The 21,903-nt window shown below is 63.9% G+C and carries 27 protein-coding genes; 22 read left to right on the forward strand and 5 right to left on the reverse strand.

Translation table 11 applies throughout. The features are described from left to right. The first annotated feature begins 190 nt into the window (after positions 1 to 190). The 14 genes from BW990_RS18150 (at position 191) to BW990_RS18215 (ending at position 11,593) form a co-directional block, all read left to right on the forward strand. A complete protein-coding gene (locus BW990_RS18150) occupies positions 191 to 400 on the forward strand; it encodes a helix-turn-helix transcriptional regulator (RefSeq protein WP_029058679.1) in 210 nt (69 codons plus the stop codon). Further along, positions 397 to 756, forward strand: coding sequence for a hypothetical protein (locus tag BW990_RS18155; protein ID WP_234990298.1), 360 nt, complete (start codon positions 397 to 399; stop codon positions 754 to 756). Before BW990_RS18150 ends, BW990_RS18155 begins: the two co-directional genes overlap by 4 nt. Before the next feature lie 44 nt (positions 757 to 800). Continuing rightward, positions 801 to 1,289, forward strand: coding sequence for a hypothetical protein (locus tag BW990_RS18160; RefSeq protein WP_076450395.1), 489 nt, complete (start codon positions 801 to 803; stop codon positions 1,287 to 1,289). Between the two features lie 29 nt (positions 1,290 to 1,318). Then, a complete protein-coding gene (locus BW990_RS18165; RefSeq protein WP_234990299.1) occupies positions 1,319 to 2,143 on the forward strand; it encodes an ATP-binding protein in 825 nt (274 codons plus the stop codon). Between the two features lie 39 nt (positions 2,144 to 2,182). Next, the gene (locus BW990_RS18170; RefSeq protein ID WP_076450353.1) at positions 2,183 to 2,776 is read left to right on the forward strand and encodes a hypothetical protein; all 594 of its coding nucleotides are present in this window, start codon (positions 2,183 to 2,185) and stop codon (positions 2,774 to 2,776) included. Beyond that, positions 2,764 to 4,458 carry a DEAD/DEAH box helicase gene (locus tag BW990_RS18175; protein ID WP_234990300.1) on the forward strand — a complete coding sequence of 565 codons (1,695 nt, stop codon included), beginning with the start codon at positions 2,764 to 2,766 and terminating at the stop codon, positions 4,456 to 4,458. The genes BW990_RS18170 and BW990_RS18175 overlap by 13 nt, the downstream gene beginning before the upstream one ends. A gap of 224 nt (positions 4,459 to 4,682) precedes the next feature. Further along, the gene (locus BW990_RS18180) at positions 4,683 to 4,883 is read left to right on the forward strand and encodes a DUF6511 domain-containing protein (RefSeq protein WP_076450356.1); all 201 of its coding nucleotides are present in this window, start codon (positions 4,683 to 4,685) and stop codon (positions 4,881 to 4,883) included. Next, positions 4,883 to 5,641, forward strand: coding sequence for a hypothetical protein (locus BW990_RS18185; protein WP_076450358.1), 759 nt, complete (start codon positions 4,883 to 4,885; stop codon positions 5,639 to 5,641). The genes BW990_RS18180 and BW990_RS18185 overlap by 1 nt, the downstream gene beginning before the upstream one ends. Continuing rightward, positions 5,593 to 8,004, forward strand: a complete 2,412-nt coding sequence (locus BW990_RS18190; RefSeq protein WP_234990301.1) for an AAA family ATPase — start codon at positions 5,593 to 5,595, stop codon at positions 8,002 to 8,004. Before BW990_RS18185 ends, BW990_RS18190 begins: the two co-directional genes overlap by 49 nt. A 334-nt stretch (positions 8,005 to 8,338) precedes the next feature. After that, positions 8,339 to 8,926, forward strand: coding sequence for a crossover junction endodeoxyribonuclease RuvC (locus tag BW990_RS18195; RefSeq protein WP_456114810.1), 588 nt, complete (start codon positions 8,339 to 8,341; stop codon positions 8,924 to 8,926). Beyond that, complete coding sequence (locus BW990_RS18200) at positions 8,923 to 9,129, forward strand: hypothetical protein (RefSeq protein WP_083950710.1); 207 nt, start codon at positions 8,923 to 8,925, stop codon at positions 9,127 to 9,129. Before BW990_RS18195 ends, BW990_RS18200 begins: the two co-directional genes overlap by 4 nt. Further along, the gene (locus BW990_RS18205) at positions 9,126 to 9,554 is read left to right on the forward strand and encodes a DUF6362 family protein (RefSeq protein ID WP_076450365.1); all 429 of its coding nucleotides are present in this window, start codon (positions 9,126 to 9,128) and stop codon (positions 9,552 to 9,554) included. Before BW990_RS18200 ends, BW990_RS18205 begins: the two co-directional genes overlap by 4 nt. A gap of 411 nt (positions 9,555 to 9,965) precedes the next feature. Beyond that, entirely contained in the window at positions 9,966 to 11,294 is a 1,329-nt protein-coding gene (locus BW990_RS18210; protein WP_076450367.1) for a site-specific DNA-methyltransferase, read from the forward strand. Beyond that, the gene (locus tag BW990_RS18215; protein WP_407690145.1) at positions 11,291 to 11,593 is read left to right on the forward strand and encodes a DUF7220 family protein; all 303 of its coding nucleotides are present in this window, start codon (positions 11,291 to 11,293) and stop codon (positions 11,591 to 11,593) included. The genes BW990_RS18210 and BW990_RS18215 overlap by 4 nt, the downstream gene beginning before the upstream one ends. Here the strand turns inward: BW990_RS18215 and BW990_RS18220 are convergent. The 3 genes from BW990_RS18220 to BW990_RS18230 all read right to left on the reverse strand — a co-directional run bounded on the left by BW990_RS18220 (position 11,575) and on the right by BW990_RS18230 (position 12,741). Then, complete coding sequence (locus BW990_RS18220) at positions 11,575 to 12,144, reverse strand: DUF3489 domain-containing protein (protein WP_076450368.1); 570 nt, start codon at positions 12,142 to 12,144, stop codon at positions 11,575 to 11,577. The genes BW990_RS18215 and BW990_RS18220 overlap by 19 nt on opposite strands. A gap of 94 nt (positions 12,145 to 12,238) precedes the next feature. Beyond that, positions 12,239 to 12,457, reverse strand: a complete 219-nt coding sequence (locus BW990_RS18225; protein WP_076450370.1) for a hypothetical protein — start codon at positions 12,455 to 12,457, stop codon at positions 12,239 to 12,241. Between the two features lie 14 nt (positions 12,458 to 12,471). Continuing rightward, positions 12,472 to 12,741 (reverse strand): hypothetical protein, encoded by a 270-nt coding sequence (locus BW990_RS18230; protein ID WP_076450372.1) that lies wholly within the window; start codon positions 12,739 to 12,741, stop codon positions 12,472 to 12,474. A 111-nt stretch (positions 12,742 to 12,852) separates the two neighbouring features. On the opposite strand from BW990_RS18230, the gene BW990_RS18235 reads away from it, so the two are divergent. From BW990_RS18235 to BW990_RS18270, 8 genes are all read left to right on the forward strand, one after another. Then, positions 12,853 to 13,413 (forward strand): hypothetical protein, encoded by a 561-nt coding sequence (locus BW990_RS18235; RefSeq protein ID WP_076450374.1) that lies wholly within the window; start codon positions 12,853 to 12,855, stop codon positions 13,411 to 13,413. A gap of 10 nt (positions 13,414 to 13,423) precedes the next feature. Beyond that, the gene (locus tag BW990_RS18240; protein WP_407690146.1) at positions 13,424 to 15,364 is read left to right on the forward strand and encodes a phage terminase large subunit family protein; all 1,941 of its coding nucleotides are present in this window, start codon (positions 13,424 to 13,426) and stop codon (positions 15,362 to 15,364) included. A 2-nt stretch (positions 15,365 to 15,366) separates the two neighbouring features. After that, positions 15,367 to 15,576 (forward strand): phage head-tail joining protein, encoded by a 210-nt coding sequence (locus BW990_RS18245; RefSeq protein ID WP_076450378.1) that lies wholly within the window; start codon positions 15,367 to 15,369, stop codon positions 15,574 to 15,576. Continuing rightward, positions 15,576 to 17,132 carry a phage portal protein gene (locus tag BW990_RS18250; protein WP_076450379.1) on the forward strand — a complete coding sequence of 519 codons (1,557 nt, stop codon included), beginning with the start codon at positions 15,576 to 15,578 and terminating at the stop codon, positions 17,130 to 17,132. The genes BW990_RS18245 and BW990_RS18250 overlap by 1 nt, the downstream gene beginning before the upstream one ends. Positions 17,133 to 17,137: 5 nt before the next feature. After that, positions 17,138 to 19,192 carry a prohead protease/major capsid protein fusion protein gene (locus BW990_RS18255; RefSeq protein ID WP_076450381.1) on the forward strand — a complete coding sequence of 685 codons (2,055 nt, stop codon included), beginning with the start codon at positions 17,138 to 17,140 and terminating at the stop codon, positions 19,190 to 19,192. 78 nt (positions 19,193 to 19,270) lie between these two features. Then, the gene (locus BW990_RS18260; protein WP_076450383.1) at positions 19,271 to 19,606 is read left to right on the forward strand and encodes a DUF2190 family protein; all 336 of its coding nucleotides are present in this window, start codon (positions 19,271 to 19,273) and stop codon (positions 19,604 to 19,606) included. Then, the gene (locus BW990_RS18265) at positions 19,606 to 19,917 is read left to right on the forward strand and encodes a head-tail joining protein (RefSeq protein WP_076450385.1); all 312 of its coding nucleotides are present in this window, start codon (positions 19,606 to 19,608) and stop codon (positions 19,915 to 19,917) included. The genes BW990_RS18260 and BW990_RS18265 overlap by 1 nt, the downstream gene beginning before the upstream one ends. Continuing rightward, complete coding sequence (locus tag BW990_RS18270; RefSeq protein WP_076450387.1) at positions 19,914 to 20,546, forward strand: DUF6441 family protein; 633 nt, start codon at positions 19,914 to 19,916, stop codon at positions 20,544 to 20,546. The genes BW990_RS18265 and BW990_RS18270 overlap by 4 nt, the downstream gene beginning before the upstream one ends. Before the next feature lie 171 nt (positions 20,547 to 20,717). On the opposite strand, the gene BW990_RS21635 is transcribed toward BW990_RS18270, so the two are convergent. Then, positions 20,718 to 21,647, reverse strand: a complete 930-nt coding sequence (locus BW990_RS21635) for a hypothetical protein (protein WP_159441686.1) — start codon at positions 21,645 to 21,647, stop codon at positions 20,718 to 20,720. Between the two features lie 11 nt (positions 21,648 to 21,658). Further along, on the reverse strand, positions 21,659 to 21,903 hold a 245-nt coding region (locus BW990_RS22360; RefSeq protein ID WP_234990302.1), incomplete at its 5' end, for a hypothetical protein.

Below are 21,903 nucleotides of genomic sequence, written 5' to 3' on the forward strand. Positions count from 1 at the left end.
CGTGTCCCTCCGGCTCCACAGTGGGATGCGCAAGGGGATGAGAGTGGGATGACAATCCCCCGCCTCATTGTTCGCCGCTGAGTTGCAAGGCTTAAACTGATCCCCCTCCGCATCCCACTTCGATCCTGACGACATCCCACAGCAGGATTTCGCATCTTCCTCCCAACGCAGCGAGCGACAGGAGACGAAGATGCAGCTCAAACACCTCAATCAGAAAGAACTGGCCCGGCGCTGGAACATCTCACATCGCACGCTGGAGCGGTGGCGGTGGGCCGGTGAAGGCCCCCAGTTCATGAAGCTGGGCGGCCGTGTGGTTTACCGCATGGAGGATATCACCGCCTTCGAGCAGGACCAGCTGCGCCACAGCACCGGTGCGGATGCACATGCGGGTGCCGCATGATGGTCCGCCTCGATGCATTCGCGGCCGACCGGGTGGTGCCGTTCTGCGCCGCGGCCGGTCTAGACGAGGTCGGGTTCTGCGCATGGGTCGCGCAGGCCGAACCCGGCGAGACAATGGTCTATCACCGCGGGTTTCTGGCGGTCGATGCAACTGCAGTTCTCTCGAAACTGCCTGCAGACCGTCAGCGCGCATTGCGCCAGGTCGCGGCAGCCGCCCTTCGCGCGGCCGAGCAGAATCTCGTCCATCTCGTCCAGGCGCGGATCGGCCCCGACCACTTCGCCTACATCGCCGTCGCCCGGCCCAAACCCCGATCCAGCGGTGCCGCCTTGTCGGTCCGCCTGCTCGAGGCCGCGTGATGCCCGCCTTCCAATCCTTTTTCACAGATCACGGAGATCCTTTCATGCCATTCCCCGAGAACACCCCCACGCTCGATGATCTGTCCTCCCTCAGCGCGACCGAGATCGCGACGCTGCCGGTCGAGTTGCTGGCAATCCTGCAGCGCGAGATCGACGAGCGTCTGAAGCGCGACAAGGCGGCCAAGACCCGCTTCGATGCCGGACTTGCCATCCGCTACGCCAACCGCGCCGCCGAGGTACGTCAGGCCGCAAGCAAAGACACCGGCACTGTCCGGTTCGACGATGGCGATTTCACCGTGGTGGCCGACCTTCCGAAACGGGTGGATTGGGATCAGGACCGACTGGCCGACATGGTCGCTCGGATCCGCGATGCTGGGGACGATCCCGCCGAATATGTGGATCTGGCCTACAAGGTGCCCGAACGCAAATACGCAGCTTGGCCTGAAGCGATCCGCGCCGGTTTCGAGCCCGCGCGCACCGTCCGGCCCGGCACGCTGAAAGTCGAGATCCTCGCGCAGGGGGCTGACCAGTGAGCCTCCCCATCATCAGCGCCGACCAGCGGTTGGCGGAGCCGCGCGGCATCAAAGGCTGCATCTTCGGCAAGAGCGGAATTGGCAAAACCTCCCTCCTTTGGACACTCGATGCCGAGCGCACGCTGTTCATGGATCTCGAAGCGGGCGATCTCGCCATCGAAGGCTGGTCCGGTGACAGCATCCGGCCGCGCACCTGGACGGAATGCCGGGATTTCGCGGTGTTCATCGGCGGGCCCAACCCGGCGCTGCGCGACGAGCAGCCCTATAGCCCGGCCCATTACAAGGCAGTCTGCGACCGCTTCGGCGATCCGGCAGCGCTCGACCGCTACGACACCATCTTCGTCGACTCGATCACTGTGGCGGGTCGGCTGTGCTTCGGGTGGTGCAAGGGCCAGCCCGAAGCGCTGTCGGAAAAGACCGGCAAGCCCGATGTGCGTGGCGCTTACGGGCTGCACGGCCGCGAGATGATCGGCTGGCTCACCCATCTGCAGCACACGCGGGCGAAGAACGTCTGGTTCGTCGGGATCCTCGACGAGAAGCTCGACGACTTCAATCGCAAGGTGTTTCAGCCGCAGATCGATGGTTCCAAGACCGGGCTCGAGCTGCCGGGTATCGTCGATGAGGTGATCACCATGGCGGAGCTGAAGGCCGACGGCGGCGATCCTTACCGCGCCTTTGTCTGCCAGACGATCAATTCCTGCGGCTTCCCGGCCAAGGATCGCTCCGGCCGCCTGGCCCAAGTCGAAGAGCCTCATCTCGGCCGCCTGATGGCGAAGATCCGGAAGCCTGCAGCCCCGGCACTCGACCGGTTGACCTACGCCCCGCCGCCTGCCGATCCGGCCGGTGCCGATTAATCCCAACCTCAACCCTGATCAGTAAAAAGGAGGTTCCCCATGGGTTCCTGGAACGATTTCAACGACGCGCAGAGCAACACAAACCTCATCCCCAAAGGCACGCTGGCCAAGGTGCGCCTGACGATCCGCCCCGGCGGCTTCGACGACGCCTCGCAGGGCTGGACCGGGGGCTATGCCACGCGCGGCTCGACAGGTGCTGTCTATCTCAACGGCGAGTTTACCGTGACGGAAGGCCAGTATGCCCGACGCAAGATCTTCACGCTGATTGGCCTCTACAGCCCCAAGGGTCCGGACTGGACCAACATGGGCCGCAGCCTGGTGCGCGGCATGCTGAACTCGGCGCGCGGAATTTCCGACAAGGATATGTCGACCGAGGCCCAGGCAGCCCGGCGTATCAGCGGCTTTGCTGATCTGGACGGCATCGAGTTCATCGCGCGCATCGACATCGGCACCGATGCCAGCGGCGACGACAAGAACGAGATACGCAGCGCGGTCACGCCCGATCATCGCGACTATGCGCAGGTCATGGGCGCGGCACCGTCGCTGGGCCAGCAGCCGCCAGCGATCAACACCGCACCCTCGTCGCAACCTGCCGCAGCACCTGTGCCGGGTCGCCCGGCATGGGCGCAGTAACGGGCTGCGCCATGCGCCTTCGTCCGCGCCAGAGCCTCTTCGTGGAGCGCAGCCTTGCTGCGCTCTGCGATCATGGCAACACGCTCAGCATCGCTTCGACCGGCTTCGGCAAGACGATCGCGCTCTCCGCCGTTGTGGCGCGTTCCATCGAGGGCAGCGACGCCAAGGCCTGCATCCTCGCCCATCGCGACGAGCTGACGTCGCAGAACCGCAGCAAGTTTGGTCGGGTCGCGCCCGAGATCACGACCTCGGTCGTCGATGCCGGGAGCAAGGACTGGGCCGGTCAGGCAACATTCGCCATGGTCCCGACGCTGACGCGTCCCGCCAATCTCAAAGCGATGCCCGCGCTTGATCTGCTGGTGATCGACGAAGCACATCATGCCGTCGCTGACAGCCATCGTCGGATCATCGACCACGCGCGTCACGCCAATCCCGACTGCCGGATTTTCGGCGTCACCGCCACGCCGAACCGGGGCGATCGCAAAGGTCTGCGCGAGATTTTCGACAATGTGGGCGACCAGGTCCGGCTGGGTGAACTGATCGCCTCGGGCCATTTGGTGCCGCCCCGCACCTTCATCATCGACGTCGGTGTGCAGAACGAACTGCGGTCTGTCCGCAAGACGATGTCGGATTTTGACATGAACGAGGTGGCGGGCATCATGGACCGTGCCCCGGTCACGGATGAGGTGATCCGTCACTGGAAGGAGAAGGCAGGGGATCGCCCGACCGTCGTCTTCTGCTCCACCGTTGCTCATGCCGAGAACGTCGCCGCAGTGTTCAACGACGCGGACATCGCTGCGGCTGTCATCCATGGCGATCTGGACGGGGCGACCCGGCGCAGGATCCTGGCCGCCTATGCCTCGGGCGAGATCCGGGTGATCGTCAACGTCGCCGTGCTCACGGAAGGCTGGGACCATCCGCCGACCTCCTGCGTCGTGCTGCTGAGGCCGAGTTCATACAAGTCCACCATGATACAGATGATTGGCCGTGGCCTGCGCACGGTCGATCCGGAGGAATACCCGGGCGTCATCAAGACCGACTGCATCGTGCTGGATTTCGGGACGTCGAGCCTGACGCACGGCACGCTGGAACAGGATGTCGACCTGGACGGCCGCGAACCGGTGCCTGGGCCAGCCCCCAGCAAGACTTGCCCGGAATGCGAGGCGGAGATCCCGCTCGCCGTCCCCGAATGCCCATTCTGCGGAGCGGACCTGTCGCGAGAGGGCTCGGCCCCGATCGACGGTTTCATCATGTCCGAGATTGACCTGCTGAAACGCTCCAGTTTCGCATGGGTCGACCTTTTCGGTGACGATGCGGCGCTGATGGCCAACGGGTTCAATGCCTGGGGCGGGATATTTTTCCTTGAGGGCCGCTGGCATGCTGTTGGCGGTGGCAAAGGTCACGCGTCCCGGCTGCTTGGTATGGGTGAACGCACGGTCTGCCTGGCGCAGGCCGACGACTGGCTCAACACCCATGAGACCGACGAGAGCGCCTTCAAATCGAAGAGCTGGTTGAAACAGGCCGCGACCGAGAAGCAGTTGCAATACCTGCCGACGGAATTTCGCTCCGACTATGGCCTCACCCGTTATCGCGCCTCGGCGCTGATGACCTTCAAGTTCAACAAGCGCGAAATCCGCCAACTGGTCGGCCGGGCTGCCCCATCCCTCGGGAGGGCAGCGTGAGCCATGTCGCGCAAATCCCATCCCCGCCCACAGCGGCTTCGGGTCGACCGAGCGTTGATCGCCTCTGGCATCCCCGCCCGCTGCTCTGTGCCGTCTGCATATCCCGCACGCAGGGTTTCGGCTGGTTCGATCCGCACCGGCCACGCGGCAAACGCACGTATCGCTGGTTCTGCTCAATGGGCTGCCAGGCGGCTTTCACACTCAAAGCTCGGAAAGGATTGAGCATGGTCGATTTTACAGAAGAGGAAACCATGGCGCTGCCCGCCGTGATGCGCGCGCTCGGCCCCGAGATGGAGCGGATCGGCTGGGACCGGCCGCTGGGCCAGCTGACCCAGAACGACATGCACCGTCTGATCGTGATCACCGTCGAGGCGTTCCGTGCCGAAATGGCCGAGATCGCTGCCCAGTCGGAGATCCCGTTCTGATGCTGGATTTCAACCCGCGTCCCTCCATGGCCGAGCGGATCAATGCGCTGGTCGACGCCGCCCTTGTTGCCGAACGCGAGGCCACGCCGCCCCGGACCTATCTCGGAGCATCCCGCCTCGGGCATGCCTGCGAACGCGCGCTGCAGTTCGAGTTTGCCGCTGCGCCAAAGGATGAGGGCGCCGATTTCAGCGGTCAAACGTTGCGGATCTTCGCCATCGGCCATCAGCTCGAGGATCTGGCGATCCGCTGGCTGCGTGCGGCCGGAATCGATCTGGTTACCCAAAAGCTGGATGGCGGCCAGTTCGGCTTCTCCGTCGTGGGAGGTCGTATCCGGGGTCATGTCGATGGGATCATCGCTGACGCCCCGGCGGCACTTGGTCTGCGCTCACCCGCGCTCTGGGAATGCAAGACGATGAACGCGAAGAACTGGCGCGCCTGCGTCAAGGATGGGGTGACTGTCTCCAAACCCGTCTATGCCGCCCAGATCGCGATCTACCAGGCCTACATGGAACTTTCGGTGCCGGGGATATCGACGGCTCCTGCGCTGTTTACGGCAATCAACAAGGACACGGCCGAGCTGCACCATGAGCTCGTCCCCTTCGATGCCGATCTCGCGCAGCGCATGTCTGACCGCGCGGTGCGGATCCTGCAGGCCACAGATGCAGGTGATCTGCTGCCCCGCATCGCCGCCAACCGCGACTTCTTCGAATGCCGGTTCTGCGCCCACGCCGAGCGGTGTTGGAGCCTCACGGCATGACTGACGAGCCCACCGATCCATCAGATCCCGACCAGGACACACCCATGCGCGACGACACAACTCCAGATATGCCGACGGAAAACGTTGTACATTTCAATCCCTGGCGCGACTTCAACGACGCGGCTCCGCAAATCGACGTGTTCGGCGACGAGCCCGATCCCGAGCAGATCGCCCAGTTCATGCAAGTCGTCTTCGGATATTGCGATGGTCTGATCCCGGTCCGCAGTTTCATCGACAAGGGTCAGGGCATCGATGGCCGCCCGCATAATATTTGGCTCGATGCCGATCAGTCCGCGCCCGAGAAGATGGCCACCTTCGCAACATGGGCCTCTCGTGAGGGGGCCGCGGTCTACGTGATCCCCGGCACTGTGGCCGCGTCAGGGCAAGCCAAAGCTGCCGAGATTCTGCAGATGCAGACCGTGGTCGTTGATCTCGACACCGGCGACATTGCCGCAAAGCGCGCCCATCTTGAGCGCCACCTCGGTGTCCCGACGATGGTGGTGGAAAGCGGTGGTGTGACGCCGGAGGGCCAGCGCAAGTGCCACGTCTGGTGGGCGTTGACCGAGCCTGCTGAGGGCGATGACATAGCCCGCGTCTGCCGTCTGCGCGGTGACATTGCCGCCAAGGTCGGCGGTGACATGCATTTCCGCTCCTCCCACCAGCCGATCCGGGTTGCAGGCAGTGTCTATTACAAGAACAGCCTCAAGACGCAGGTGCGGATCGTCGAACTCAACGCCGACCGCGAGCGTGATCTGGCCGAGTTCATCGAGGCTGTGACCGACATGCCTCCCGCGCCGGGCATCTCGCTGCAACCCGAGTTCACGCATCCCGACAAACCCGGCATGGACGATGTGCTGGTGACCCCGGTGCGCGAGGGCGCGCAGGACGACTGGTCCCGCTTCGAGGGCGCATCTGCTGCGATCGGGCATTTCATCCGCATGGTCCATGAGGGCCGGATGACAAAAGATGAGGGCTGGGAAGGCATCTGCGGCTACAACGCCGCAATGCTGCGGCCCCAGTGGCCCGTTGATCGGCTCAAGCGCGAGTCCGAGCGGCTCTGGAACCGGCATGTCGAGAAATATGGACCGCCGCTGATCCGATTGAATTCCGGCGCACCGGGGCCGATGGAAATGCCCGCCTTTACGCTCGGCGCGCTGCTGGACGACCAGAGCCCTATGCCGGAGGACATCATCGCGCCCCGCGTGCTGACGCCGGGCGGGCTGCTGGTGCTGGGTGGCGCGCCGAAGGTCAGCAAGAGCGATCTGCTGATCTCCTGGCTCGTTCACATGGCGGCTGGCGTGCCGTTCCTCGGCTTCACGCCACCACGCCCGCAGCGCATTTTCTACCTACAGGCCGAGATCCAGTATCACTACCTGCGCGAACGGCTGAAGCAGATCGCTCTGCCGCCCGACGTGCTAGCCGCCGCCCGCGACACCTTCGTTGCGACGCCGAAGCTCAAGATGCTGCTCGACAACGAGGGCAGCGTGCGGGTTGCCCGCGCCGTACAAACCGCGTTCCCGGATGCACCGCCCGACATCCTCTGCGTCGATCCGATCCGGAACCTGTTCGACGGTGGGCCCGAGGGCGGCGGCGAAAACGACAACACCGCGATGATGTTCTTCCTGAAAGAACGGGTGGAGGTTCTGCGCGACCATATCGACCCCGACTGTGGGGTGATCCTGATCCACCACACCAACAAGCTCAGCAAGCAGCAGGTGAAGGACGATCCTTTCCTCGCGCTCTCCGGCGCCAGCGCGCTGCGCGGGTTCTACACCTCCGGCCTGATCCTGCATCGACCCGACGAGGATTGCTCGCAACGAAAACTGGAGATCGAGCTCAGGAACGGCCCTGCGCTGCCGCCAAAGGTGATCGACAAGGTCGGCGGCCAATGGGTCGAGATCAACCCGATGAACGAGCGGCTGGTGCGCCAGGAGGTCGGCGCGAAGCATGATGCCGAGCGGGACCGCAAGCGCGATGTGATCCTGTCGATCCTGATCGACGAGGCGGCGGAGGGCAAACTCTACACCTCGACCCAGTTCCGCGAGGCGTTCGAGAACCAGCGTGGCCTCGGGAGCCAGTTCACCATCCGCGACCGCATCAACGTGCTGGCCACCAAGGGCGACATCCGCTTCCTGCGCGATGGCACGAGATTCAGCCACTCCGTGGTCCGGTCGCGCTTCGGATACCTCTGCGCCGAAGGCATGGTGTTCGGCCGCAAGGGCCGGGTCGATCCCGAGACCGGAGAGGTCCAAGACAGCGCCATTCCGGTAGTCCCGAGCCACTATAAATCGCCCTCCAACGGGCAGTGCATGGACCTCGAAGATCCTTCCGATTGGTCGATCCGGGAGGAGGAAAATGCCTGATTTTGGCTTGTACGTCCTCTGTTCGACCTCAGGACAAACTTGTTCGTCCTCCGCCGTTGTTCGTCCTCAATTCAATGAAATCAACAACTTGGAGCAAAAAGAGGACGAACATGTTCGACCTCTTGTACGTCCTCTGTTCGTCCTCGAAATCCATATGAATTCAGCATCTTACGCTGATTGGAGGACGAACAATGAAAGCCCCCATACTACGTATGGGGAGGCCAACCGGCAGGTTTGGCCTCTCCTCCCATACGTCGAGGGGTATCCGCGCGCACGGGCTCTGACGCTCCCAGCACGTTCCGATCCGACGACGGCGGCCCGTACCGCCAAGCACATGACCGCCGTCGTCTTCCACCCCCGCAGCCAACCCGAAAAGGAGAGCACGATGGCTGAAGCGACTCTGACCACCAGGATGCAGGAGGCAATCCCCGATCTGCCGCCCGCCTTCCGCGCCGACCGCACATTGCTGGCGCTTGATCTCGGCACGACAACAGGTTGGGCCGTGCATGGCGCCGATGGGTTGATCACCAGCGGCACCGTGTCCTTCCGTCCCGGCCGTTTCGACGGCGGCGGCATGCGTTACCTGCGTTTCAGCAACTGGCTGGGCGAGTTGGACCGGCTGTCCGGGCCCATCGCCGCCATCTGGTTCGAAGAAGTCCGCCGCCACGCGGGCACCGACGCAGCCCATGTCTATGGAGGACTGATGGCCACCCTGACCGCATGGGCCGAGCTGCGCGGCGTGCCCTACGAGGGCGTGCCCGTCGGCACCATCAAGCGGTTCGCCACCGGCAAGGGCAACGCCAACAAGGAGGCCATGATCGCCGCTGCCCGGTCGCGCGGGTTCAGCCCAGCTGACGACAATGAGGCCGATGCCATCGCGATCCTGTTCTGGGCGCTGGAGACAAAGGGGGGCATGCAATGAGCGGTATGCGGTTTGTTCCCAAGGGCTATGGCGGGCATCGCCGCAGCCCCGACGAGGTGAAGCGCGATGGCTGGCAGGCGCAAGGCCTGCTGGCCGTGGCCATCGACGACCACCGCCTGACTTGGCCAGAACGGGAGTTGGTTCGGCAGCTCGGCGAGAAACTGTACGGGCAGTGCCCGCGAGATCGGGAGGTGTCGCAATGACGGACTGGACACCCGAGTTGGTCGAAGAGCGGCTCGCCGAAGCTGCCTTCGTTCTGAAGCGCCTGCCAGAGCCCCGCAGGCAGGGGTATTTCAGCACATGGCCCGAGATGGTTTACAGCTTCGCCGACAAGGTGGGCCAGGAGCCGAAGCCAACGCGCGTGTTGCCCTCGCCGCAGGCGATCAGCCGGATGGAGGAGACGCTGACCTGGACCGCCTGCCTCGAGCCCATCGACGGCAAGATCGTCTGGATGAAGGCGCACGGCGAACGCTGGAAGGAGATCTGCTGGGCGGTCGGTTTGCAGCGCTCTGCCGCCCACCAGCACTGGCAATTCGGAATTTCCGTCATCGCGCTGACCCTCAATAGGCGACGGTTCAACCGCAACATGTCGAAGCGCCGCGTGATCGAACTGGCCGCTGGCGCGTAAGCGCCCGCAGCCACTAGGAAAGTGTCCGGCGGACAGTTTTCGATGAGACAGAAAGCCCGGCTGGGGGTTAGAAAAGGGATATACTCGGGAGAGGCGCGCGCGGGACGGCCCGCGCCGCTGGACCCCGGGGTCCAGAAAGGGATCCAGCCGGGGTCCAATCCGCTAACCCACTGAATTCTTGGTTCCTTCTGGGCCACTTTTGTATGCTGGCGGGCGAAGCGCGCAATATCGCTAGCGACAGGGCGGATTTTTTGGGAAGCCACCCGAGCAGGCATCCACCCGAAATCCGCTGAAAACCACAACAAAACAAATCTTTAGCACCGGACACGCCCTGTGGCCGCTGGACCCTTCGTGGAGTCCAGGCTGGCTGCCGGTGTCCGGTGTCCACCCGATTGAGGCGAACCAACCCGCATGACCCTGAGCTTTGCCCCGGACGCGATTGAGACCTGGCCGCTGGCCCAGCTCCAGCCTTACGCGAACAACGCGAAGGCGCATGGCGCGGACCAGGTCGCGAAGATCGCCGCCAGCATGGCGGAATTCGGCTGGACGGTTCCGTGCCTGGTCGCGGACGACGGCGAGCTGATCGCGGGCCATGGCCGGGTGCTGGCGGCAACCCAGCTCGGGCTGACCGAAGCGCCAGTGATCGTGCTCGGGCATCTGACCGAAGCGCAGCGGCGGGCTTACCGGATCGCGGACAACAAGCTGACCGAACTGGGCACCTGGGACGAGGCGCTGCTGTCTGCGGAACTGAACGACCTGCTGGCGGAGGACTACGATCTGTCTCTGGTCGGTTTTTCCGATGGTGAGTTGGACAAGCTGCTGGCCTATGTGCCGGAGGAGGATGGCGACGAAGGTGGTGCCGGGGGCTCTGTGCCGCCGGTGACCATTCCCGAGCCGCCGCGCAATCCGGCATCGCAAACCGGCGACCTGTGGATCCTCGGCGATCATCGGTTGCTCTGCGGCGATAGCACCAGCGCTGCCGATGTACGCCGCCTGATGAATGGCGAGCGGGCGATCCTGTTCGCGACCGATCCGCCGTACCTCGTCGACTACGACGGCTCGAACCATCCGACACGGAACAAGGATTGGTCGGCGTCTTATGGCACCACCTGGGACGACAGCAGCCAAGGTGCGGAACTGTACGATGGCTTCATCGCCGCTGCAGTGGCTGAGGCAATCGCCGAGAACGCGGCCTGGTATTGCTGGCACGCCTCGCGTCGTCAGGCGATGCTGGAAGCCTGCTGGGAGAAGGCTGGGGCATTCGTTCACCAGCAGATCATCTGGGTGAAAGACCGCGGTGTCCTGACCCGGTCGCACTACCTCTGGAAGCACGAGCCCTGTTTCATGGGCTGGCGCCGCCCCAACCGGCCGCCGAAGGTTGCCGAGGAAACCCTACCGTCGACTTGGGCGCTGCCCAGCTTCGCCAAGGACGACCGGCCCAACCACCCAACGCCGAAACCACTCGACGCCTTCGGGATTCCGATGCGCCAGCATGTGGCGCGGGGCGGTCTCTGCTACGAGCCGTTCTGCGGCTCCGGCTCGCAGATCATGGCGGGCGAGGCCAACGGCCGCCGCGTCTTCGCGATGGAGATCAGCCCGGCTTATGTCGATGTCGCAGTCGAACGCTGGCAGGCCGAAACCGGTCGCGAGGCTATCCTCGATGGGGACGGTCGGACCTTCGCCGAGTCCAAAGCCGAGCGGCTGGGCCAGCCCGCGAACGACGAGGAGGCGGCCGCATGAAGCAATCGCGCGCCATGTCGCTGGTCGAGTCCGTCGCCAATGTGACCGTCGGCTACGGAGTCGCGGTCGCAACCCAGATCGTTGTCTTACCGATTTTCGGGCTGCACACGACTCTGGCGCAGAACCTGAAGATGGGGGCCATCTTCACCATCGTGTCGATCGGCCGTTCCTTCGCCTTGCGGCGGCTGTTCGAGGCGATCCGGGTAAAAGCGACGAAGCCGCCGCTGACAAGGCGACGGCTTCCCTATAGTCGGGACTTCAGGGGCGCGGCGGATCGAAATCAGCGCTCGATACGATAAACCCGTCCCCGGTTCTCAACCTTCTCCGAGGTGATCTCGAGGCCGAGCTTCTTTTTCAGCGCCCCGGCCATCGCGCCGCACACCGTGTGCGATTGCCAGCCCGTCGCTGCCATGATCTCCTCAATGGTCGCGCCGTCCGGCGCGCGCAGCATGGCGATCAGCGTGGCCTGCTTGGTGCCCTCGCGCGGCGTGCGCGTCTTTGGCGCGGCCTCCGGTTCGGTCGGAACGTCCTGCGCGAGAGTGTCGGTCGGCGCGTCCGTCGCGCCCGCAGGCGCGGTGTTCGAGTCCTCGGGCTTGATGCCGATGGCGGCGAGGCCTGCGTCGGTAGCGATTAGCGTGACACCGTGGGCGTCGCCGGTCTCGCGCCAGACGGGCTCGCCCTTGCGCATGTCGGCTTCGACCTCTTCGAGGAAGCCCTTGGTGAGCATCGCGCCGACCACCTTGGCGGCGGCCCCGCCGCGCAGGCTGTCGGGCAGCGGCAGGGCAATGCGGTCCTTGTTCTGGGCCGCGCGGGACAGGATGATCGTCTGGGTCTCGGAAAGCTTGGTCATGGGGTCGTCTCCGTTCTCGGACCGCGACCGTCGCGGTCTTCTACGATCCCAAGCCGCGCAGGGCGCGCGGCCGGAGTTCGGGCGAAGGCCGAGGTCAGATCAGCCCGAGATCCCGCAGGAGTGCTGCAGCATCAGGCGGCCGGTCGGTGGCGACATCGATGGCGATGGTCATGCTGTCGGCGGTGAGGCGCGCGGGAATGTCGGCTTCCTCGCGGAGCGATGCTTCGATCTCGTCGAGAACCGCCGGGATGCGGCTGGTGTCCCAGGGCTCGTTGAGGCCGCGAATGGCGATGCGGATGGTGCTGGTTTCCATGGCGTTGGCTCCTGTCATTCGGCGTGCTCGCCTTCGCTGAAGGCGCTGTCGGTGATGCGCTTCAGGAGGCTTGCGTAATGCTCAAGCGTGCCGACATGGCCCCAATTCACCTCGTCGGGGTGGGCGTCGAAATGGTCGTCGCTCAGGCTCGACAAGCGGGCGAGCATCTCGTCGATCTCGGCCTTTTTGCCGATGAATGCGTTGAGCGCTGCCTCCTTGTTCCGCGCAGCCTTCTCTGCACGCAGTTGGTGGCGGGGTGTGGTGATCAGGTTCAGGCGGGTCATCGCGGTCGCTCCGTGGTGAGTTGCATCGTTTTCGTAGGATCACGTTCGCTCTGGCGCAGAGGCTTATCAACTACATAAGCACATGATTTTGCATGATAATCGGAGCGCGCAATGGAGGGTCTGAGCGAGCGCCAATACGCCGCCCGCGTCGGCCTTTCACGCGGGGCGATCCAGAAGGCCAAGGCCACGGGACGCGTGGTGCTGCACGGCGATGGCAGCATTGACGCGGTGGCCAGCGATACCCTGCGCTCTGAGGCGACCGATCCGTCCAAGACACGGAAAGCACCGCAGCCAAAGCTCAAACCCGTCCCGGAGGCGGCGGTATCTGCCGTAGGCGAAACGCTGCGCGAACAGGGAATGGCAGCCCCGCCTGTCGGCAGCGGCACCACGTTCCTGCAGGCAAAGACGGCCAATGAAGTGCTGAAGGCGCAGGAACGCCGTATCCGGCTGCAAAAGCTGAAGGGCGAGCTGATCGACCGGGCCCGCGCTCTGTCGCTGGTGTTTCGGCTGGCGCGGCAGGAGCGCGACGTCTGGGTGAACTGGCCCGCCCGTGCGGCGGCGTTGATGGCGGCTGATCTGGGTGTGGAGCCCGCAGCAATGCAGAAGGTTCTGGAGAATCATGTCCGTGCCCAGCTCGACGATCTTGCCGAGGTCAAACCCGATCTCCGGTGAAACGGACGACATGCTGGAATTTGACGGCGCTGCGGAAATCCTGCGCGCCTGGGGTGCTGGCCTCACGCCTGATCCGGACCTGACCGTGTCCGAATGGGCAGACAGGCACCGGATGCTTTCGGGCCGCGCCTCTGCAGAACCCGGTAGGTATCGGACGGCCCGCACGCCCTACATGCGCGAGATCATGGACCGGCTGTCGCCCGGCGATCCCACGCAGCGGGTGGTGTTCATGAAGGCCGCGCAGGTCGGCGCGACCGAGGCGGGCAACAACTGGATTGGGTTCGCGATCCACCAGGCGCCGGGACCGATGCTGGCCGTCCAGCCGACGGTCGAACTGGCCAAGCGCAACTCGCGCCAGCGGATCGACCCGCTGATCGACGAGAGCCCGGAATTGCGGGAGCGCGTCAAACCGGCCCGGTCCCGCGACGCGGGCAACACGATGCTGTCGAAGGAATTCGCGGGCGGCATCCTGATCATGACGGGGGCCAACTCGGCGGTCGGGCTTCGGTCCACCCCGGCGCGATACATCTTTCTCGACGAGGTCGACGCCTATCCGGCCTCGGCCGACGAGGAAGGCGACCCGGTCACGTTGGCCGAGGCCCGGTCGCTGACCTTCGCCCACCGGCGCAAGGTGCTGCTGGTCTCGACGCCCACCATCCGGGGGCTCAGCCGGATCGAGCGGGAGTACGAGGCCTCCGACCAGCGCCGGTATTTCGTGCCGTGCCCACATTGCGGCGCGATGCAGTGGCTGAAGTTCGACCGGCTGCGCTGGCAGAAGGGCCGCCCGGAGACGGCGGAATATCACTGCGAGGGCTGCGACGCGGCAATCGCGGAGCACCACAAGACGGCGATGCTGGAGGGGGGCGAATGGCGGGCGACCGCCGTTGCGGCCGATCCGACCACGGTCGGGTATCACCTCTCGGCGCTCTATTCGCCGATCGGCTGGCTGAGCTGGGAGCGCATCGTGCGGGCTTGGGATGCGGCGCAGGGTTCGGATGAAGCGATCAAGGCCTTCCGCAACACGATCCTCGGCGAGACATGGGTCGAGACCGGGGAAGCTCCCGACTGGCAGCGGCTCTACGACCGGCGCGAGCGCTGGACATCCGGCACGGTGCCTGCGGGCGGGCTGTTCCTGACCGCCGGGGCCGACGTTCAGAAAGACCGGATCGAGATCGATGTCTGGGCCTGGGGCCGAGGGCTGGAAAGCTGGCTCGTCGATCATATCGTGATCGAGGGCGGGCCGGACCGGCATGAGGCTTGGGGCGACCTGACAGACCTGCTCGGTCGAACGTGGCCGCATGAACATGGCGCGCATCTGAAGATCGCGCGGCTCGCCATCGACACCGGGTATGAGGCTCCGGCGGTTTATGGCTGGTCGCGTGCTCAGGGGTTTGCGCAGGTGTCGCCAGTAAAGGGCGTCGAAGGGTTCAATAGGGCGAGCCCGGTGTCTGGGCCGACTTATGTGGACGCGACCGAGGGCGGCAAACGTCTGCGCCGCGGCGCACGGCTCTGGACCGTGGCGGTGTCGACTTTCAAGGCCGAGACCTATCGCTTCCTGCGGCTCGAACGGCCGACCGAGGAGGACATCGCAGCCGGGGCGGCGTTCTCGCCTGGCACGGTGCATCTGCCGCATTGGGTCGAGAACGAATGGCTGAAGCAGTTCGTCGCCGAACAGCTGGTTACGGTGCGCACAAAGCGCGGCTTCGCCCGGCTGGAATGGCAGAAACTGCGCGAACGCAACGAGGCGCTGGATTGCCGGGTCTATGCCCGGGCCGCCGCCTGGATCGCGGGCGCGGATCGCTGGACCGACGAGAAATGGCGCGACCTCGAGGATCAGCTTGGGGTCATCGACGCCTCTGCGGATCCGGCGGGGCAGATCAACAGGCAAACGCAGACGTCGCAGGGCAAACGCCGATCCGACTGGCTCGGACGGCGCGGAGGGTGGTTTTGAACATGACGAATTGGACGGAAACCGAACTTTTTGCGCTGCGCCGCGCCTATGCCAGCGGCACGACCCGGGTCAGCTATGACGGAAAATCCGTGGACTATGGCTCGGCCGAGGATCTGCTGGCGCGCATCCGCACCATCGAACGCGCCATCGCCGGGACGACAAATCCATTGCCGATCGCCGGGCTCGCGGGCTTCTCGCGCGGAGATTGCTGATGTCGGCGAACTGGTTTGACCATGCGATTGCCACGGTGGCTCCGCGCGCAGCGGCCCGCCGCGTTCTTGCCAGGCAGGCGTTTGAAACCCTGACGCGGGGCTACGATGGTGCCGCGAAGGGGCGGCACACTGAAGGCTGGCGCGCGCCAGGCACTTCGGCTGACACAGAAGTCGGCGTGGCCGGGGCGCTCTTGCGCGACCGGATGCGCGATCTGGTGCGCAACAACCCGCACGCGGCCAAGGCCGTGGCCGTGCTGGTGAACAACATCATCGGAGCGGGCATCATGCCCCGGGCGGCCAGCGGTAATGACACGCTGGACCGAAAGGTCGATGCACTCTTCGCGCGGTGGTCGGACGCCGCTGACGCGGACGGTCAGCTCGACTTCTATGGACTGCAGACGCTGATCTGCCGCGAGATGGTCGAAGCGGGCGAGGTTTTGGTGCGCCGACGCCTGCGCCGGGCGAGCGACGGCTTGTCTGTCCCGCTGCAATTGCAGGTGCTTGAGGCCGACTTCCTCGACGCCACCAAATCTGGCCCGCTCGGTGCAGGACGCCTGGTGCAGGGGATAGAGTTTGACCCGCTCGGAAAACGTCGGGCTTATTGGTTGCACGCCGAACATCCGGGCGATGCCTATGGCGCGATGCAGAACGGTCTGCAGAGCCGCCCGGTGCCGGCCAGCGAGATCGCCCATGTGTATGAGAAGCAGCGCACACAGGCGCGCGGCGTGCCCTGGGGCGCGCCAGTGATCCGCAGCTTGCGCGATCTTGACGACTATGAGGTTGCCGAACTGGTCCGAAAGAAAACTGAGGCCTGCGTGACCGCCATCGTCTTCGGCGATGACGAGGCGCAGCAGGGCATCGCGCCCTCTGTGGTCGATGCCGATGGCAACCGGGTCGAGCAGTTCGAACCGGGCCTTATCGCCTATGCGCGCGGGGGCAAGGATATCCGGTTCAACCAGCCCTCCGCCACCGGCGGCTACGGCGAATACAAGCGGGCCAGCCTGCACACCATCTCGGCGGGCTTCCGGGTGCCCTACGAGCTGCTGACCGGCGATCTCAGCCAGGTCAACTATTCCTCGATCCGGGCGGGGCTCGTGGAGTTCCGCCGCCAGATCGACGCCGTGCAGTGGCAGCTGTTCATCCCGATGTTCTGCGCGCCCGTCTGGCGCTGGTTCACCGAGGCCGCGTGGGCCGCAGGGCAGATCCCATCGCCGGACGTACCGGTCGAATGGTCGCCGCCCAAGTTCGAAGCGGTCGATCCGCAGAAGGACGCAATGGCGAACCTGCTGTCGATCCGCTCCGGCACCATGACGTTGGCCGAGGTAATCGCCCGGCAGGGGCGCAACCCTGACGCCGTGCTGGCGGAAATCGCCGCCACAAACGCCAAGCTCGATGCACTCGGGCTGGTGCTCGACAGCGATCCGCGCCGCGTCACCAAGACCGGCAGCGCACAGACCAGCGATCCGGCGAATGATCCGGCCAATGACCCGGCGAGCGATCCGGAAGACGACTCCAATACGGACCCGGCGCGGCCCGACTCCGACGAACAGGACTGACCAACATGGACACGATGATCGAATTACCGGCCCTGCGCCGGTCGGCGGAGCTTGCGCCAAACTCAGCTGATACTGACGCCCGCACCGTTGAGGTGATCTGGTCGGCGGGCGCGCGTGTTCGCCGGTCGACGCTGTTTGGCGAGCCCTATGACGAAGAGCTGAGCCTCGACCCGACCCATGTGCGGCTGGATCGGCTGAATGCGGGCGCGCCATTTCTGAAGGTGCATGAGATCGATACGCTGGATGCCGTGATAGGCTCGGTGGTTCCGGGCTCGGCGCGTATTGAAAACGGCCGGGGCATTGCGCAGGTCCGGATCAGCGAGCGCGCCGACGTCGAACCGATCTGGCGCGATATCCAGGCGGGCCACATCCGCGCGGTCTCCATCGGCTACCAGGTTCACCGCTTCGAGGTCTCGAAACCCGAAGCGGCCCGCGAGCTTTGGCGCGCGGTGGACTGGACGCCCTTCGAGGTCTCCGCCGTGCCCGTTGGCGCGGACCCTGCCGCGGGGTTCCGCGCCCAATCCCCACTTCACGACTGCGTCCTCCATCGCCGGGACGTCCCAGCCACCCAAACAGGAGCCATCCCGATGACGGACAAACCCAACGCCCCGGCCGCAGAGGCCAAAGATCAGCCCAGCGACCCAATCGCGACCGAGGACACTACCATGACTGAACCGAAGACGCCTGTGGCCGAACCGAAAGCTGTTGCCAGCGAAACCCGCACCCAACCGAAGGCGCAGAAGCCCGATGCCCCCGTTGTGCCTGACACTGAAGCCGTCGCAACTCGCGCCCGTGAAACGGAACGCGACCGCGTGTCCACAATCTACGATCTGGCGGGACGCCTGAACCTCGAGCGCGGCTTTGCCGAGGATCTAGTCAAACGCGGCACCGACGTCGGTGAGGCTCGGCGTCTGATCCTCGATCAGGTCGCCGCCAAATCCGAGGAAACCCGCACCTTCAGCCAGGTTTCGATCCCGCTTGGTGGCCGCGATGAGCAGGTCACCCGCCGCGAAGCCGTCGCAAATGCACTGTTGCACCGCTACAGCCCGACGCTCTTCTCTCTGGAAGATGCCGCCCGCCAGTATCGCGGCATGACGCTCATGGAACTGGCCCGGGAAAGCCTCGGCAATGCCGGGGTCAACACGCGCGGTCTGTCTCGCGACGAGGTGGCAACGCGGGCGCTACATTCGACGTCCGACTTCCCCGAGATCCTGTCGGCGGTGACCAACAAGACGCTTCGGCAGGCCTATGATGCCTATCCCCGGACCTTCATGCTGTTCTGTCGCCAGGTGCTGGCCACTGATTTCAAGGCGATGCACCGGGTGCAGCTCGGCGAAGCCCCGCAGCTGCTCGAGGTCGGCGAAAGCGGCGAGTTCAAGCGCGGCACGCTCGGGGAGTCGAAGGAGAGCTACAAGGTCAAGACCTATGGCCGGGTGGTCGCGATCACCCGCCAGACGCTGATCAACGACGATCTCGACGCCTTCACCCGGATCCCGGCGATGTACGGCAATTCCATCGCGCAACTGGAGAGCGACGTGGTCTGGGGCATCATCACCGCCAACCCGGCGATGGCCGATGGCAACGCCCTGTTCCACACCACCCACAAGAACCTCGCGGGCACCGGGGCGGCCCTGGCCGTCGAGGCGGTGGGTGCCGCCCGCGCGGCGATGGCCAAGCAGACGGGTCTCGACAAGAAGACGGTGCTGAACGTTCGCCCCGCTTTCCTGATCGTGCCCGCCTCGCTGGAACTGAAGGCCGAGCAGATGGTCGCCCAGAACCTTGTGCCCGCCGCAATTTCCAACGTCGTGCCACAGTCGATCCGAACGCTGGCCTCGATCACGGAGCCCCGGCTTGATGCCGTGAGCGAGACCGCTTGGTATCTGGCGGCCAGCCCAAACCAGATCGACACCATCGAATACGCCTATCTTGAGGGTCAGCAGGGCGCCTACATCGAAACCCGCAATGGCTTCGATGTCGACGGTGTCGAGATCAAGTGCCGCCTCGACTTTGGCGCCAAGGCCATCGACTGGCGCGGCCTCTACAAGAACCCGGGCGCATAACCGGGGCCATCGCTGACATCTCACCTCTGACGGGCGGTCCAATCGGGCCGCCCGTTCCTGTTTGCAAAGGAACCCACAATGAAAAACTACGTCCAGCCCGGCAACACCATCACCCTGACCGCGCCTTATGCCGTGACATCCGGCGACGGCTTTCTCGTCGGCTCCATCTTCGGCGTGGCCGCCGGGGATGCCGCCAATGCCGAAACGGTCGAGACCACGCTCGTCGGCATCTTCGATCTGAACAAGGTCGCGTCTCAAGCGTGGTCTGCCGGTGACAAGGTCTATTGGGACAACACCAACAAGGAAGCCACCAAGACCGCCACGGCGAACACGCTCATCGGTGTGGCCACCGAAGCTGTTGCGGGCGGTGCGGGCGACGTGATCGGCCGCGTGCGCCTGAACGCGAGCTTCTAATGACGGCGTTTGCCGCCGTCGTTGATGCGCTGTTCGCGGATCCCAACATCGGGCGAGAGGCGTTCTACACCTCCGAGGGCGGCGCGCCCGTGCTGGTGCGCATCGTCTCCCGGCAGGCCGATGCGATCACCGACTTCGGCGACGCGCGGCTCTGGTCGGAAACGACCCGCATCGACTTGCGCGTGGCGGAGGTATTCAACCCACGGCCGGGCGATCGTTTGGAAATGGACGGCGAGGCCTACCTCATTCTGGGTGAGCCGGTGCGGGATCGCGAGCGGCTGGTCTGGACCGTGGATCTGCGTCCGGCATGAAGCTTAAGCTCGACATCGATCCCGACATCGTGGCCATGATGGCCGCCGAGGTCGCGGCGGGCGAACGTGCGGTGACCGCTGCCATGCGCGAGGCCGGGACCGGGCTCAAGACTGCCTGGCGCACACAGATCACCGGCGCGGGGCTCGGGCGACGGCTTGCCATCTCGATCCGTAGCCAGAACTTCCCGCGGTCGGGCGAAAGCCTCGATGCCGCCGCGCTGGTCTGGTCCAAGGCCCCAGTGATCGTCAATGCTCACGATACCGGCCCGCTGATCCGCTCAAAGGATGGCTTCTGGCTGGCAATCCCGCTGCCCGCCGCAGGCAAATCCACACGCGGTGGTAGGATCACCCCCGGTGAATGGGAGCGGCGGCGTGGTTTGCGCCTTCGGTTCGTCTATCGCCGCACAGGGCCAAGCCTGCTGGTGGCGGAGGGGCGGCTGAACACAAAGGGTCAGGCCGTGGTGTCCCGCTCGAAGACCGGGCGTGGCAAAGTCACAGCGCCGATCTTCCTGCTGGTGCCGCAGGTCAAGTTGCCGAAGCGGCTAAACCTCGACCGGGACGCTGAACGGGCGCTGGATAGCGTGCCGGGGCTGATCGTGGCGAACTGGGTGGAATTCAAAACGCGGTGATGCCGCAATGCGGGACCAAGCCGCCATGCTAAAAACACATGGGCTGATCTCTGAGTATCTCATTGATGGGCTCCTGCTACACCTTGTTTTTTCGGGGGGAGAAGATCAATCCATTACTATCGTAGATTTGTAATATAATAGATAATCACTGCATAGTTATTGGCCATTGAATCACAGTTTTCTCTGCGATTTGCTTTGTAGCTTCTGAATGAAGAATACATGAGCAAAGTCTCTTTTAATTTGACGCGCCGTCGCGACATCTTTCATGCCTATCCCAACACCAATAGGGTTAATAATTATGGGAGAAGGCAGATTGGATGCGATTGCGGTTAGGATCGCCTTTCCGACGCTCGGCTCAACCTCTTTCACGAGTCTCCAAATGTCGTTCGATAGGTCTTTACCAATCTTTTCAACATCCAACTCAGAGCTCACGCATCTCTCTAAAAAGGCTCGAAATTCCTTGGCGGTTCTATCCGATCGAAGTTCCAAAACCGCATCCCAAGGGACTGACGTCAAATCAGGAAATAGAAGTGGCTCATCAAAGAGATCGATCAGATTATCAGCAGGCTGTTTCGACAAGTTGCCTAACGCCCTACCTACAATATCAGAATAGCTTGCCATCGTGCCCAAGCCTTCGCATCGGGCATACTCGTTAAGTCCAATATCGGCTTGCAAATCACCGACGATTTCTTTTACTTCATCGAGTTTGAAATCGTAACTGTCCGCGTTTAGACCTTTCTTTCGACGAACTTCGCTGTAAGCGAAGTCGCCAATAGCTTTTGAGGTTGCCTCATCGACAAAAGCGTACCGAGTTCTCTCAAGCTTTCCCGCATCATCGACATAGTCCCACATATCAATAAAGATGCTTGAAAAACGAGTGTCATTTCCCAGCGCTCGTGCCAGTTCGTAGTTTTCTTGCTTAAGTGCACATGCCGCCAAGAAATGACCAACAGAATCGAACTCACCCTCACCGATAGGTGCGCCGAAACGGTTAAATACCACGTGATCGCAGGTAAGCGCATAACGCTTTAACAGGCTATCGAAAGAAATCCCATCTCGCATGAAATTATAAAGATTTGGCATCGAAGACAAGAATTTCACTAGCTGCACTCCTAAGCGAACGAGAACTCGGTTTTCTGTCGTACACAGTTCTGCCATGCCTGACTGTAATCCAAGCTTGGATGGGACGACAGAAGAAACAGGCGTCCTGCATCGGCGCGGCGTAGCCATTTATTCCGAGATTCGAATTTCCGCTCTAGGTTTATTCCGTTGAAAAACTCGGCTCGGCGGGCGATTTGCCCTTCGTGCAAGATTTGCGGCGCATGCGCCTGACCTACCTCAGCTGGCGACTTCCGGA

It is taken from the genome of Roseivivax lentus, from assembly GCF_900156805.1.
GTDB classification, from domain to species: Bacteria; Pseudomonadota; Alphaproteobacteria; order Rhodobacterales; family Rhodobacteraceae; genus Roseivivax; species Roseivivax lentus.